The organism is Streptomyces cynarae (genome assembly GCF_025642135.1).
In the GTDB taxonomy this organism is placed as follows: domain Bacteria; phylum Actinomycetota; class Actinomycetes; order Streptomycetales; family Streptomycetaceae; genus Streptomyces; species Streptomyces cynarae.
This window is the reverse complement of record NZ_CP106793.1, coordinates 8,888,468-8,902,258: the sequence shown is the minus strand read 5'-3', so window position 1 is coordinate 8,902,258 and position 13,791 is coordinate 8,888,468. Positions and strand designations below refer to the sequence as shown.

Annotated in this window: 9 protein-coding genes and 3 pseudogenes; 4 read left to right on the top strand and 8 right to left on the bottom strand. The window is 68.9% G+C overall.

The features are described 5' to 3' along the window. Positions 1-274 precede the first annotated feature (274 nt). Both N8I84_RS40385 and N8I84_RS40380 read right to left on the bottom strand, forming a co-directional pair. Positions 275-481 carry a hypothetical protein gene (locus N8I84_RS40385; RefSeq protein WP_263234476.1) on the bottom strand — a complete coding sequence of 69 codons (207 nt, stop codon included), beginning with the start codon at positions 479-481 and terminating at the stop codon, positions 275-277. A gap of 63 nt (positions 482-544) precedes the next feature. Beyond that, a pseudogene (locus tag N8I84_RS40380) lies at positions 545-1,175 on the bottom strand (hypothetical protein). A gap of 101 nt (positions 1,176-1,276) precedes the next feature. Here N8I84_RS40380 and N8I84_RS40375 point away from each other — a divergent pair. Beyond that, entirely contained in the window at positions 1,277-1,693 is a 417-nt protein-coding gene (locus tag N8I84_RS40375) for an RICIN domain-containing protein (protein WP_263234475.1), read from the top strand. 683 nt (positions 1,694-2,376) lie between these two features. Here the strand turns inward: N8I84_RS40375 and N8I84_RS40370 are convergent. Next, positions 2,377-2,595, bottom strand: a pseudogene (locus N8I84_RS40370) (kinase); the annotation flags it as partial. A gap of 435 nt (positions 2,596-3,030) precedes the next feature. Next, a complete protein-coding gene (locus tag N8I84_RS40365; RefSeq protein ID WP_263234474.1) occupies positions 3,031-3,768 on the bottom strand; it encodes an SDR family oxidoreductase in 738 nt (245 codons plus the stop codon). A gap of 92 nt (positions 3,769-3,860) precedes the next feature. Between N8I84_RS40365 and N8I84_RS40360 the strand changes: the two genes are divergently transcribed. Next, positions 3,861-4,724, top strand: coding sequence for a LysR family transcriptional regulator (locus N8I84_RS40360; protein ID WP_263234472.1), 864 nt, complete (start codon positions 3,861-3,863; stop codon positions 4,722-4,724). A 730-nt stretch (positions 4,725-5,454) separates the two neighbouring features. On the opposite strand, the gene N8I84_RS40355 is transcribed toward N8I84_RS40360, so the two are convergent. Next, entirely contained in the window at positions 5,455-5,592 is a 138-nt protein-coding gene (locus N8I84_RS40355; RefSeq protein WP_263234471.1) for a hypothetical protein, read from the bottom strand. A 183-nt stretch (positions 5,593-5,775) separates the two neighbouring features. Here N8I84_RS40355 and N8I84_RS43440 point away from each other — a divergent pair. Continuing rightward, positions 5,776-7,133 (top strand): annotated as a pseudogene (locus tag N8I84_RS43440) (ISL3 family transposase); the annotation flags it as partial. 30 nt (positions 7,134-7,163) lie between these two features. On the opposite strand, the gene N8I84_RS40340 reads toward N8I84_RS43440, so the two are convergent. Continuing rightward, the gene (locus tag N8I84_RS40340; RefSeq protein WP_263234469.1) at positions 7,164-7,805 is read right to left on the bottom strand and encodes a hypothetical protein; all 642 of its coding nucleotides are present in this window, start codon (positions 7,803-7,805) and stop codon (positions 7,164-7,166) included. 599 nt (positions 7,806-8,404) lie between these two features. Here N8I84_RS40340 and N8I84_RS40335 point away from each other — a divergent pair. After that, positions 8,405-9,283, top strand: coding sequence for a pentapeptide repeat-containing protein (locus tag N8I84_RS40335; protein ID WP_263234468.1), 879 nt, complete (start codon positions 8,405-8,407; stop codon positions 9,281-9,283). Positions 9,284-9,711: 428 nt separating this feature from the next. Here N8I84_RS40335 and N8I84_RS40330 read toward each other — a convergent pair whose 3' ends face one another. Both N8I84_RS40330 and N8I84_RS40320 read right to left on the bottom strand, forming a co-directional pair. Further along, positions 9,712-10,311: a hypothetical protein gene (locus tag N8I84_RS40330; RefSeq protein ID WP_263234467.1), complete on the bottom strand. Its 600-nt coding sequence runs from the start codon at positions 10,309-10,311 to the stop codon at positions 9,712-9,714. A gap of 545 nt (positions 10,312-10,856) precedes the next feature. Continuing rightward, positions 10,857-13,673, bottom strand: coding sequence for a glycoside hydrolase family 2 TIM barrel-domain containing protein (locus N8I84_RS40320; protein WP_263234466.1), 2,817 nt, complete (start codon positions 13,671-13,673; stop codon positions 10,857-10,859). Positions 13,674-13,791: the final 118 nt, after the last annotated feature.

Here is a 13,791-nt window from a genome sequence, read left to right as displayed (position 1 = left end):
GGCAAGGGGACGGGGCCACTTGCCGCACACTCGGTGGTCGAGCAGATCCCGGTGAGGCGGCCCTGGTCGAGTACCAGCAAGGCAGGTGCTGCCGGGTCGGCTCCCGGCTCGCGGCGAAGACACGCATGCCCTGGGCACCCAGGCGCACCCGCGCGGACCGGCGCGTCGTTGAGGACGTCGGTCAGCTCCACGGGGGACTGGACCTCGGTCCAACAGTAGGCGCATTCCTTGTCGCAACCCGGATCCTGGCGGCGTGCGGCGCCCAGGCGAGGCCTCATGCGGCCCGAGATGCTTCCCGGGTGCGAACCAGCTGCCGCAAGTCGGTGCGCGCTGCCGGCGCCGAGCGGGCGGCGTTCCAGTACGGGTGCCACCACAGACGTGCGGACAGGCGCAGCTGGTGGCGGCGCAAGGCGGTGGTGTCACTGTGGTGGGGCGCGGCGAGCACGGCGTAGGTGGCATTCCAGGCATGCTGCGTCTGCATCTGTGCCTGAGCGCGCTAGCCGGCCCATCCGGCCAAGTAGGTGCTCAGATTCGTCACCACGCGTCAGTCGCCGTGGAGGCCCCACTCGTCGAGCCCGCCGTAGACGTGTGCTTCGAGGCACTGCGGAGCTTCAAGGCCCACGGCCTCGCCCCGGTACACGGCGATGAGCAAATCCTCGCCCCGCCACCAGGCGTCGGTCACCCCCTGCACCTCGGGCACCGGCTCGAAGCCGCCGAGATCCAGTTCCTCCACGGCCTTCCCCTTGACCCTCGTGGCGGTCTTGGCCCACCGGGCGTGGGCGGCCAGAGCCAGGGATTCCACCCATCCGTCCGTGCTGGCAAGGTGTCCAGCGGTAGGCGTCGATCCCGAACGCCCCATCGGGGCCGACCATGAATCCGTAGGCCATCGACACCCGGCAGTCCCCTGCCGGGAACGACCAGCCTTCTGCGGGCATCCGCTCGGGACAGTCGGCGTCCAGGATGCGCGGTCCACCTTCGTAGAACGGGGCCGGCGGCAGGGCAAGGCCGCCCCAGCGGTCCTGAAAGGCGGCGGCCCGGTCGATCTCCGCAGCGGGGATCCCGTGCCCGATCCAAGCGTCGCGGTGTCGCAGGATGTCTTGCCGGTGGACGCGGATGCCCTCCACCTCGACGAACTGCTGGGCCCTGTGGCTCAGGCCAGCGGGTGCGACCGGGATGGGCGATGTGAGGTCGTCCGTGGAGCTCGGCGGCTCAGGGTGGTGGGCCCCGCAGCGCGAGCAGGCGAACCCGAGATCACTGGTCATGGGGCCGGAGCCTAGTGACCGGCTCCGCTATCACCCTGGGCGGGAGCCCCGCCCGGCACATGGACGTCAACGGCGGATCCACCGCCGACGGCGCGAGCATCATCCAGTGGTGGAACTCGGGTACCGCCAACCAGCAGTGGAACATCGTTCGCGTCAGCGGACAGCTCTACAAGATCGTGAGCAGGAACAGCGGCAAGGTCCTTGATTTGGGCTGGGCCAGCCACTGGAGGAGTACCGCGCTGCAGCAGGACACCTACAACGGCAGCAACAACCAGCTGTGGTACTTCGAACCGACCAGCGGAGGCTACCTCATCCGCAGCTTCGAGAGCAGGCAGATCCTCGAGGTGAGCGGCGGGTCGACGACGGGCGGAGCCGCCATCGATCAGTCGATGCCCGTGAATGAGTCCTTCCAGGCCTGGACGATCCAGTGACAGGCTGACACTTCACCCGATACAAGCCGGTAGGCGGTGGGGCCGGAAGCCGATGGCCTTCCGGCCCCACCGACCCACTCGCCGACCACGGCGAAGCCGCCCCCTCGTCGAAGGGGCGGCTTCGGCATCACATCCAGCAGCGGGGCTGCGGCGGGCGGCAGTGGACTCCAGCCGGCCACCGCGAGGCGGGACGTGACCCCGCTCCGCCGCTCCACAATCTCCGACATGCTGCGCGACGACTCCCTTCCTCGTTTCGACCGGTACACGACGTACCTGGAGGCCTGCGACGTCCCGGACCTTTCCTACTAGGTGCATATGTGGCGCAAGCTCTTTGAGGAGGAATCCAAGACACGGATCCGACTTGTCATCGAGGCCGCTGAGGCGCGGATCGTTCCACGTGCCCTGTAGCGGCTGTGCATGCGTGGATCTCACGATGCGGGTGACCGGGGAAGCTGCGCATGCACGTCGACGAACTGTCTTACCTGGGGAGACGCTGCAACGTGCCCCCGAAAATACGTGTGCGGGCGACGTCTTCGCAGCCGTCGCCCGCACACGTTTTGGTGCCTGGGCTGTCCAGTCGTGCGCCGGGTAGGTCACACGGTTGTGCAGAGTCGCGCGGAGACACTCAGCGGGCTCCGCGGCGACCGCGGGCTGCCCTCAGGTTGCCGTGCGGCAGGAGCAGGTTCGGCGTACAAGATGCCCTCCACAACGACATGGAAGCCGTTGTTCAGGGCGTAGCGGGTGGTCAGGTCGATCAGGCCGATGTCGGCGCCGCCGGGCCGGTCGCGTTCGCGCAGCACGATGCGGCGCAGGTTGTCCTGGCCGACGATCGCGAGGTTGCGGCCGAACTTCTCGCGCATGCCGGCCGCGACGGGTGGGACACCGCCGCCCGGACCGTGCAGGGCCTGGTGATGATCGAGGGGAGTACCCGGGTGACGGTGAGATCACTTGGGACCAGGCGCAGGAGGTCGGCCCCCCGCCCGGTTGCGGCTACCAGGTCTCCGGGATGCTGCTGGACGCTGAGGGCGAGCCCGTCGAACTCCCTCGGATCAGCACGCTCACTGTGCCGGTCCGCTAGCTGCACCTGGCGGACACGCCCGTCTCCCCCAGCCGCCACGACGCCTCGTTCCGGGGTCCGCTGTCCCGCCTCCGATGAGCTGGTCCGGGAACGGGGACGTCGCCTGCGGCGACCGGATCGATTGAGACGCCGCGTCGCCGGAGATCCCAGTCGATCTGGTCCTGGTCGGACGGATGCCTCCCGCTGTCTCATGCGATCCGGTCCGTCCGCACCGTTTCGGGGACGCGCCGGGGCTTCGTCGGCTCAGGGCAGTTCGTGGTCACCAGGGGACGACGCCGTCGTCCTCGAAGAACGAACCGCTCGGGCCGCCGTCGGGCAGTGTGGCGAGCCGGATCGCTGTGGCCGCGCCCTGTTCGGGGGTGCGGGATCCGTGGAAGCCTGTGAAGTCGGTGGCGACCAGGCCCGGGCAGGCGGCATTGATCAGGATGTTCGTACCGGTGAACTGCCGGGCGTACTGGACGGTGAGGGCGTTGAGGAACGACTTCGACGGCGCGTAGGCCGCCATGATCGGGCCGATCTCGGTGTCGGGGTCCGCCTGCCGGGTCAGGGATCCGACGCTGCTGGAGACGTTGACGATGCGTGGCGAGGCCGAGCGCCGCAGCAACGGCAGCATCGCGTTGGTCACCCGGACGACACCCATGACGTTGGTATCCACGACTGTGCGGAGCACCTCCAGGTCGAGCGCGGTCGGGTCCTGCTCCCACCCCGGGCCCATCTCGCCCGATATGCCGGCGTTGTTGACCAGGGCGTCCAGGCGCCCGGCAAGCCGTTCGACCAGTTCCGCGGCATCGGTGACGCTCCGGTCATCGGTAACGTCCAGCGGTACCCCGAACGCGTCCACGCCGAGGGCGCGCAGTTTTCCGACGGCGGTTTCGCGTCGGGTCTCGTCGCGGGCCCCCACACCCACGCGGTATCCGAGGCTGCCCAGCCCGGCCGCGATCTCGTACCCGATGCCCTTGTTCGCGCCGGTCACCAGCGCGATCATCGTTTCGCTCATGCTGATGATGGTGGCCCTCGGACGACTGGCGCGGCCAAGACCGATCCGGTGCCCTGTCATACCCGCCAGGTATCACCACGTATGCTGCGGCCGTGGACACCCTCGAAACCCGCGAGTTGAGGTACTTCGTGGCCGTTGCTGAGGAACTGCACTTCGGGCGCGCCGCCGAGCGCCTCGGCATTGCCCAGCCGCCGCTGTCGCGGGCGATCCAGCAGCTCGAACGGCGCCTCGGGGTCTGCCTGCTGCAGCGCAGCCGCCGTGGTGTCCGCCTGACCGGTGCCGGAGAGGTGCTGCTGCATGAGGGCCGGGCGGCCCTCGACGCGACCGTCGCCGCCGCTCGCCGAACCCGGCGCGCCGGCGGTGCCGACAGCCCCGGCGGCCCCCGCAATCGGCTGGTCCTCGCGGTCAAGGCCGCCGCGTCCCACGAACTGCTGCGGAAGCTTCTCGACGCCTACGCGGCCGAGCCCGACAGTGCCGAGATCGAGGTGCTGCCGTGTGGCATCTGCGAACAGGAAGAGCTGCTGCGCGACGGACGCGCCGATGTCGCGCTCATGCACACGCCGTGGAACTCCCTCGCCGGATTCGACAGCGAGGCACTGACGACCGAGGGACAGGTCGCCGTCCTGCCGGCCGGGCACCCCCTCGCCGCCCGCGAGACCTTGTGCCTGGCCGATGTCAGGGACGTCCCCGATCTGCCGCTCGCCCGCTGGCCCACCCACGGCACCTACGCACCCGGCCCTGGCCCCGAGATCCACAACCAGACGCAACTGGCCCAGCTGATCGCCCTCGGACGCACCGTGGCGGTCGTCCCCGACTCCGCCCGCTCCTGGCTGTGGGCCGAGCACACAGCCGTCCCCTTGACCGACGCACCTCCCGTCGTGACCCACATCGCCTGGCCCGCGCACAGCCGCTCCCTCACCCTGGCCGGCCTGGTCCGCACGGCCACACGACTATGACCAGGTCCGGCCCCCATCGGCCACCACCCGGGACAGCTCAGACACCACCAGGGCCGGTGGGACCGAAGAAGCAGACCTGCCGGACCAGATCATGTGAGACAGGGACCGGACCGCCTTGGACGGGACATCCGCACAGAAAGTGATCACCTCAACGGGGCTGTCACGCTTGTCGCGCTGTCACGCGAAAACGGCCCTGGAGGGGGCTCGGGGGGGTATTCCGCCCCCGGAACATGCTTAATTCGGGCATTCGGGTGGCTGCTGTCACGCGATCGGTGGCGGGCGTGACAGTGTGCGTGACACCCCGATTGTGACGCTCGGTGAACGTGACACTGGTCGGAGGTGCGCCGCCTCCCAGGCTCCTCGGTCGCCTCTCACGAACGCGTCCACCTGGGGATTCGAGGGGACAACCTCCCAGGCATTCCGGGCAACTTGACTATTTCCGGCTCCCAGATCCCTCGGGGCGCAGCTGGTTGAGGAGATGTGGGAGGTTGCCCTCGGTGATCAGCTCGGGAGAGGAGTCCAGACGTGGAGCCCGCGGCACTGCCCGCAGGCGGCGCAGCTGGCGCACTCCATGCAGAACAGGCCGGGAGGCGCGGGAAGTTGCAGATCGGGTTGTAGTCGGGGTCGTCGTCGCCCTCGAAGTGCGGCTCCCCGAGTGGAGGCGCGTAGTCGACGTGGATCTGGCCGTCGGCGGTGAGCGTCTCGTGGCGGGTTCCGCAGGCCGTCGGCTTCACCCAGGTGGCGACCACCAGTTCCTCCGGGCGGGCCGTCGTGACGTGGTTTCCGTGCGAGCTCCGGTGCCGACCTCGTACGCGCGGGCGAGCAGCGCGTTGAAGGCGAGCGCGGCCGCGGCCTCGGTGGCGGTCATGCCGGTGGCGGGCCGAGCGGCGGCCGACCTTCGTCCAGTCGACCGGCCGGCGGGGCGCGGCAGCGCCGGGTTCGGGGACGCGCAGACGGCGGCGGGATCGGGTAACGGGGGTGCTCACACGAGCCCCCCAATCGTCGCGAAGACGGTGACGGATTTCCGGCCGCCGCGTCGTGGTGCGGCGGCCGTAGACCGTGCCTCGAAGACGTCTCCTGCGGGCGGCGGACGTTCGTTGAGCAGGTTGCGGGCCTGACCCGGCGGTACAGCCGGCGGACCGAACGAATGCGGTCGGTGCTGGGCGAGCTCGGCCTCGCCCTGGCCGTCCAGGTGCCCGGCCGGCCGACGTCTTCGGAGCGAGGGTCAGCAGGAATACGGTCCTGAGGTTGGTAGACGCTCTCCCGGAGCCCCAGCCACAGGTTCCGCGTGTGGTCGGCGTCGACGAGTACGCCATGCGCAAGGGCCGTGTCTACGGGACCGTGCTAGTCGACGTTGAGGCCCGCAGAGCGATTGATCTACTGCCTGATCGCGAGGCGGGCACCGTCGCGGCCTGGCTGGCCGAGCGCCCGGGCATCGAGGTCGTCTGTCGCGACCGCGCTCCGTTCTTCGCCGAGGGCGCCAGCATCGGAGCACCCAACGCAGTCCAGGTGGCCGACCGGTTCCACCTCTGGCGCAACCTCGGCGAAGCGGCCGAGCGGTGCGTCTCCCAACACCGCTCGTGCCTCCGCGCGACCTTCGCCGAGTCGGAACCGGAGAAGGCGCCGGCTCCGATGTCGGCTGAGAGCGGGTCGCCATGGCCCACCGGGCACCGGTTCGCCGACCGCACCCGAGCCAATCACGCCGCTGTCCACTCGCTGCTTGCCAGCGGCCACAGCCGACGCTCGATCCAGCGACAGCTTGGCATGACCTACCGCACCGTCCAACACTGGCCGACGCCGCCAGGCCAGAAGAACTGTTCCAGGGGCAGTGGCAGAACCGCAGGACCAAGCTCGACGACTTCAAGCCCTACCTGCGCGAGCGATGGGCGGAGGGCTGCACGAACGCCTGGACCCTCTGGGAAGAGATCAAGACGCACGGCTACACCGGCGGCTACGAAGCCGTCCGTGCCTACCTCCAGCCGTTCCGCGCATCCCCGACCGCACCTGCAGCCCGTCCTCCGTCTCCACGCACGGTCGCCGGATGGATCCTGACTCACCCCGACACCCTGCCGGAGAGCGAGCACCTGAAGCTCAAATCCGTTCTCGCCGGCTGCCCCGAACTGGATGCCCTCACCGGCCACGTCCGAGTGTTCGGGAAGATGCTCACCCAGCTCCAGGGCGACCAATTTCCGCAATGGATCAAGGCGGTCCGGGCCGACGCCCTTCCCAGCCTCCATGCCTTCGTCAACGGCCTCGAACGGGACCTTGCCGCCGTCACCGCCGGCCTCACGCTGCCCTGGAACTCCGGCATGGTCGAAGGCCACGTCAACCGGATCAAAATGATCAAGCGCCAGATGTACGGCCGGGCCAGTTTCGGCCTGCTAACGGAAGCGAGTCCTCCTTGCCTGACCACTGCTCTGTCGTCGACGAGCGGTCCGTTCAGCTGATCGCAAACGGCAAGGGATCCAGGCCCAGCTTGCTCCGGCATGAATCGACGGCCCGCGTGACCCGGGCAGTCACGGCGTCGTGATCTGCCGCGATCGCGTAAAGCTCACGAGTCTTCTCCCGGGCTTCGACGATCCAAGGCGCCAACGCATCCTCTCGCAGGACTCGCTCGAAGTGATCGCGGGCCATGTCCGGGTCCCCGCTGAGGGCGGTCGCGATCCCGGCGTCGAAGCTGTCCCAGAGGAATCCCCGCCGCACCGGCCTGGACGTCAGGTATCGGGCGACATTCGGCATAGCCGGGAACTTCTCCCTCAGCGCGGTCACGTTCGCAGCCGCCTGTCGGCTGAGGTCGAGCGCCAGCGGTGTGAACTGGTCCTCGGTGCGAAACAACTCGGGGCCGGTGCGGACTGCGTCCACGTGGAAGGCCAGGTGGTCCACGTCGTGCCATAGCCACATCGCACCGACGTACAGACCGCTGCCGGCAATCCGCGGCGGAGTGAACCCCACAACCCCGAGCCACCACCCGTGATCGTCGATCCACAGCCGCGACCGCCCGCGCTGTGCCAGGCCGAGCGGCTTCAGAGACTCCCGCGCCGCCGAGGTGATGATCCGGAGCACCGGACTGCGATCTGCCATGACGGGCATTATCGACTGTCCCACCGACACACCGTCGGTCGTGGTGGCGCATCACCATCGCAGAGCCGTTCACCAACACTGAGCGTCACAGCTCCACAAGAGTTGGACCAGAACCTGAGTTTGGGAGGCGCAGCGGTTCTTGCGCGGGCAGGCGGGATGCTCCTGGTGAAAGGTCCTGATCGTGCAGCAGATGCCGAAGGTCGTGGCCCTCGCCGCCGCCTCCGTCGGAGACGTCGGCATCACTTACGCGCCTCCTGACCACGCCTGATGCGGGCAGCAGCAACAGCCTGCGGTCTCAGCATCGTCACGTATGGTGCGATACGACCCAGCGGTGTGGTGGAACCTGCTGGAGTGCTGCCATGACCACGCCCAGACCCAGAACTGGTGCGCGCGGCGCGCAGTTGCACCGCATCGTCGCGCGCCTGCGCCGCCGGCACCTGACGCCCACGCCTGCCGCGGCCCCTGCCTCCGCGACCGTGCCGCCTGCGAGGTCAGCTGTCCAGGGCGCCGGGACGCAGCCGCCAGCTACCTCCACGACGACGGCGGCCCCTGCGGCAGAGCCGGATCGCAACCGGTGGTGGACACGGATGGAGCGCTCGATGACCCTTCTGGTGAGCCTTTCCACCCTGACCGCTGCGGGGTTCACCTGGATGACGATCCGACAGGCGAATACCGAACAGCAACTGGCCCGGGATGGACAGGTCACCGACCGATACACCGCCGCGGTCGCGAACCTCGGCGACACCGCAGAAGAAGTGCGGATCGGCGGCATGTATGCGCTTCAGCGCATCGCTCAAGACTCCCCTCGCGACGCCCCCACCGTCGTCCAAGTCCTGTCCGCCTACGTCCGCAGTCACACACCCGATGCCCGGAAGAGCACCGCGAAGCCTGACCAACCGGCCAACGACGTCCAAGCCGCCCTGACCATCCTCGCGGCCCCCCTCATCGAGAACACCCCAGTGGACCTGCACGACGCGGACATACACGGCGCGAACCTGCGCGGCGCGGACTTGGAGGGCGCGAACCTGGACGGCGCGAACCTAGGGAACGCGCACCTGGAGAGCACGGATCTGCATGGCGCGAACCTGGACGGCGCGAACCTAGAGAACGCGGTCCTGGACAGCGCGGATCTAGACGGCGCGAACCTGCACGTCGCGAACCTGAAGGACGCGCACCTGGCTGGCGCGCACCTCACGGATGCGATCCTGAGCGGCGCGGACCTGTTCGGTGCGGACCTAGCGAAAGCAAAGCTGCACGGCGCGATCCTGGGCGGCCCCTTGAGCGCAGTGCAGCGGTACGGCCCGTCCTCGATCGTAGCGGACCTGGGTGCCTCGGACCTGAGGGGTGCTGACCTGAGCGACGCGGATCTGAGCGGCGTGGACATAAGCGGCGCGAACCTGGACGGCGCGAACCTCACCGGCGCGAAGGGCTACAAGCCGCTGAAGACTCCCCAGCCCAGCCCGTCCACGGCCCACTGACGTTCCGCGGCGCCTGGACACAGCCGTGCCCAGCCTTCTGCCGGCGCCGTCGTCCCAGTCCTAGATCGTCGCTGCCCCGCAAGTGAGTTTGATCGTGATCTCTGGGGGTTCTAACTCAGCCTCACCCCTTTGAACAGGCAACTCAACGGTCGCAGCTCGCCGATCGCCAGGTTGTGAGATCGACCAGCTTCCTGAGACTGGACCCGTGCCGTCATCTCTCGTCGAGATTCACGAACCGGTTGATCACCAACGGCCTCCGCAACCTATCGACAAACGCTGTTCCCCGAGATGAACGAAGCCAGCTGCCCGATGCCCACCGCCGGCCCGCTGAACGCGGATTGTTCCAGGCCGGCTCTTGCCTGAGCTGGGTCTACGGAAAGCCCCTGACGTCCGGTGAGGTCTGACGTGCTGCGGTGGCACGTCTTGTGTCAGTCTGGTTCACCACCCTGCGTGTAGGTGTGTGTGGTGGTGTAGTCCTCAACGGGCGTAGCCATGTTCGCGGCGTACTCGGCACGGGCTTGGCGGTCCGCCTCGGTGATCTCAGGGTGTACCGGTGGCGTCTGAGGGGCGCGCCAGAGTTGGATCAGGTGGCACTCTCCGTGGTCGCCGATGCCTGGTTCGGGGTCGTCGGTGTGGCAGTACAAGCGCATCCGCCCCCAGCCCTGGCCGTCCGGGGCGGGCGGGACCTTGAGGACAGGCTCCTCCTCCGGCCAGGGGTCGAGGATGTCGCCCTGCTCGAGAGTGGCGAGGGAGAGGGTGGGGTCGTCGGCGCGCAGGCTGATTTCCTCCGCGGGCTCCCACTCGTCGCTGGTCTCGGGCGCGGGCGCGGGCGGGGCGTCGTGGACCTGGATGGTCATCTGCAGGGGGCCGGTGTCGGTGGTGGTCAGAACGACGGCGCCGTCGTCGGTGGCCGGGCCACAGCGCCAGCCGAAGGGCATCTCGGCTGGATACTCGTAGTCGTCGGTGAAGCCGATGAGGTAGCCGTTTTCACCGAGGTCGACGGTGAACGAGACTTCACGGACCAGCATGAGGGGGCTTCCTTGCACTAGAGCAAGGTGCCCCTCCCGGCGAAACTGGGACAGGGCACCCTGTTGGGGCGGGGAGTGTAGCCGCGGTCAGGCGATCACACAGAACGGGTCGCCATCCATGACGTGCCTCTGGCCGCGCCATGCGGTGATGCGTCCGCCCGAAGACGGCACCGGTGGCTGCCGACAAGCCGTTCTGGGCGGGTCGTCTCGCCGCCCTCGGCGCCGCCACCGACCCGATCCCTACCGATCCTCACCGCCGACCGGCTCGCCGCCGCCCTCGACCGCATCGTGAAGCAGCAGGCATACACACGAGGCGCCGCGAGAGCTGCGCACCACGTGGCGACCGAGGACGGGGCAGGGCAAGCCCTCGAGAAGGAACTGCCCCTGCCGGCGGCGAGATCACCGCCTTCGACCACATCGGCACTGGCCGTCACGGTCGTGGGGGCAGGCGCACGCCTCGGGAAGGTGAGGTCGAGCACCTGTTGGGAGTGCCGGTCGGCAGGGGTCCGGCCGCCTGGTGCGGCGTCGGCGAGTGAGTGGACGCGCTACTGGGAGAACGAGAAGTACAGGGTTCGACCGTAGTCGCCCGTCGCCGTGGTGGGGGCGCCGGTGGGGCCGAGCGCGGCCGGTGGGTCGAACTTGGTGCCCATCGCAGGGATGGCGTCGAGGAAGGAGAGATCGCCCTGCGGGAAGGGCGGCGCGGTGTGGCGGGGGTCGGGTCCGAAGCGGGGGGTGAAGAGGCGCAAGTAGAGGTTCTCGTCCTCGCAGACCAAGGTGAGACGTCCGGCGGTGGTGTGCAGGGACGCCCAGCGGACGCCCGCGTGGTAGCCCTTGAACTCCGGGTACACCCAGCCGTCGGCACCGGTCGCGGTGTCGTTGTACTGCTTCGTCCACACGTCCGTCGCGACGCCGCGCAGCCGGTTCTTCCACACCCTGTGGGGTCCGTGGCCGAGCCATGTCACGCCGGTCACCTGCGATTCGGGATGGTCGAAGCCGACGCCGAAGAAGTCGTACTCGCCGGTGAGGTGGTAGCGGTAGTCCAACTGCAGCCAGCCGCTGGGGTGCAGATGCCACCGGACGTGGCGCAGGACGCCGGAGTACTCGGCCTGCACCGTGTAGCCGTTGCCGTCGGGCCCGTGCGTCAGGCGGGCGAGTTCGGCCGTTCCGGTGGTGGGCAGCGGACCGCGGGACAGCGCGAAATCCCTCCCTCCGTGGGTGACGCCGGCCAGCATGCCCGTCGTGGCGTCGAGCGTGACCGTGGTGTCGCGGGATGCGAGGGTGAGCCTGTCGTCCGCGAGCCATCCGCGTACGGCCGGTCCGGGGCCCGTACGTACCAGCCGTCGGGCCTGATCGGCGGCGGATGCGATGGTCCATGTCCAGCTGCGGATCTCGCGGCCGTCGGCGTCGGTGACGGTGAGCGCCATGGCGTCGGCGCATCGCCAGCCGGACGGCAGGGGCAGGCGCAGCACTCCTTGTGCGCCGGGCTCGATGTCCGGAGCGGAGGCGGTGCCTTGGGCGCGCACCGTGTGGCCGTCCCGCCGCTGCGACGGGGTGCGGAAGTCCAGGAGCCGCCACGTGAACCGGCAGGTACGGGTGTTGGTGAAGGCGTAGTGGTTGGTGAGGCCGATCCGCCCGTCGAAGTCGTCCGGCAGGCCGGAGGTGAACCGTTCCGGCTCGGCGAGTTGTACGGGAGACCAGATGTCCTTGATCGTGTAGAAGCTGGCCTCCTTCTCGCGGAAGGGGCCGAGGATGCCGTCGGGTGCGGCGTTGCCCGCCACATCGATGCCGCCGCCGAGGTCGTCCCGCACGATGCCCTCGTCGAGCAGTGCCCACAGGAAACCGCCGGCGGAGAGCCGTTCACGGCCCATCAGCTTCCAGTAGTCGTCGAGCCCCGCGCCGGCGCCGCCGTCGTAGAGGCCGTGGAGGAACTCGGTGGGCATGAAGACGTCGTCGCGTTCCTGGAGGATGCGGCGCGTGCTGTCGTACGTCTCGTAGTGGTCGGTGTTGATGCCGCCGAAGTTCGCCCAGGGGTGGAGAACGGTGCGCTGCTGGGGATCGTGGCGGGCGTAGTCGCCGTCGAGGGCGGTGTTCCAGCCGCCTTCGTTGCCGTTGTCCCAGAACAGGATCGACGGGTGGTTGACATCACGGGTGACCATCTCGGCGACGAGGGGCCTGCCTGCCGCCTCGTCGTAGGACTTCTGCCAGCCGGCCAGTTCGTCGAGCACGTACAGCCCGAGTTCGTCGGCGAGGTCGAGGAAGTGCGTGTCCGGCGGGTAATGGGACATCCGGACCGCGTTCATGTTCATCTCCTGCATCAGGAGGATGTCCTTGCGGCTGATGCGCGCGCTGGTCGCCCGGCCGGACGTGGGCCAGATGGTGTGCCGGTTGGCCCCTTTGAGGAGGACCTTGACGCCGTTGACGTACACGCCGTCGCCGGGGCGCACCTCGACGGTGCGGAAGCCGAATCTCTCGTCGACGCGGTGGACGGTGCGGCGCTCGCCGGCGCGGAGCGCGACCTCGACGCGGTAGAGGTGCGGGGTCTCCGCCGTCCACTGTCGGGGGGAGTCGACGGCGGTTCTGAGGGTCACCGTCGTGTCGCCGGGCGCGACGGCCGCGGTGAAGGGGGCGCCGACCGGCCGACCGGAGAGGTCGGTGACCTGGGCGACGAGACGGTCGGCGGTACCGGTACCCGACAGATGGGCGTCGATCCGCAGCGTGCCGTCGGCGCGGGCGTCGACGGCGATGCGTTCGATGTGCTGGAGCGGGAACGCCTCCAGATGGACGGGGCGGTAGATGCCGCCGAAGTTCCAGTAGTCGCCCATGCGTTCGGCCCGGTTGACGGAGTCGTCGGCGGATTCCTTGCTGACGGTCACCTCCAGGAGGTTGTCCTGCCCCGGACGCAGCTTTCCGGTCACCTCGTGACGGAAACGGTAGAAGCCGCCGCGGTGGACGGGCCCTGCCGGCTCGCCGTTGATCCACGCCTCGGTGTCGGTCATCGCCCCTTCGAACACGAGGAAGACACGTCTGTCACGCCAGTGGGCGGGCGGCGTGAAGGTGTATCGGTAGTGACCTTTTTCCTCCGGGCGCAGGTTCCACCCGTAGTTGTACGTGCCGTATCCCTGGAACTCCCAGTTGGACGGAACCGGGATGCTGCCCCAAACGCCGCTGCGCCGCCCGCTGGTGCACAAGAAATCCCAGTCGACCGGGTGGTCTGCGTCCTCTCCGGAGAGAAACAGGCGCTCGGTGCGCGCGGAGGCGTCTGCTGCGTCGGCCGTCTCGGCTGCCCGGGCCGAGCCCGCAGGCATGCCGCCGGCGACAGCCGCGCCGGCGGCGCCGAGGATCAGAACGCCACGACGTGACATTTGCATGAGATCTCCAGCCTTCAGGCACCATCGGGGAGGGAACGGCGGGGACGTGCGGGTCAATCGGCGAGCCCGGTCGGCACACGGTCGTCGAAGCGCTTGCGTACACAACACCGCA

Excerpts from the sequence above, each read along its gene's own strand:
- N8I84_RS40355 (WP_263234471.1), bottom strand. The coding sequence starts at position 5,592 with ATGACCGCCACCGAGGCCGCGGCCGCGCTCGCCTTCAACGCGCTGCTC.
- N8I84_RS40385 (WP_263234476.1), bottom strand. The coding sequence starts at position 481 with ATGCAGACGCAGCATGCCTGGAATGCCACCTACGCCGTGCTCGCCGCG.
- N8I84_RS40335 (WP_263234468.1), top strand. The coding sequence starts at position 8,405 with ATGACCCTTCTGGTGAGCCTTTCCACCCTGACCGCTGCGGGGTTCACC.
- N8I84_RS40340 (WP_263234469.1), bottom strand. The coding sequence starts at position 7,805 with ATGGCAGATCGCAGTCCGGTGCTCCGGATCATCACCTCGGCGGCGCGG.
- N8I84_RS40365 (WP_263234474.1), bottom strand. The coding sequence starts at position 3,768 with ATGAGCGAAACGATGATCGCGCTGGTGACCGGCGCGAACAAGGGCATC.
- N8I84_RS40330 (WP_263234467.1), bottom strand. The coding sequence starts at position 10,311 with ATGCTGGTCCGTGAAGTCTCGTTCACCGTCGACCTCGGTGAAAACGGC.
- N8I84_RS40320 (WP_263234466.1), bottom strand. The coding sequence starts at position 13,673 with ATGTCACGTCGTGGCGTTCTGATCCTCGGCGCCGCCGGCGCGGCTGTC.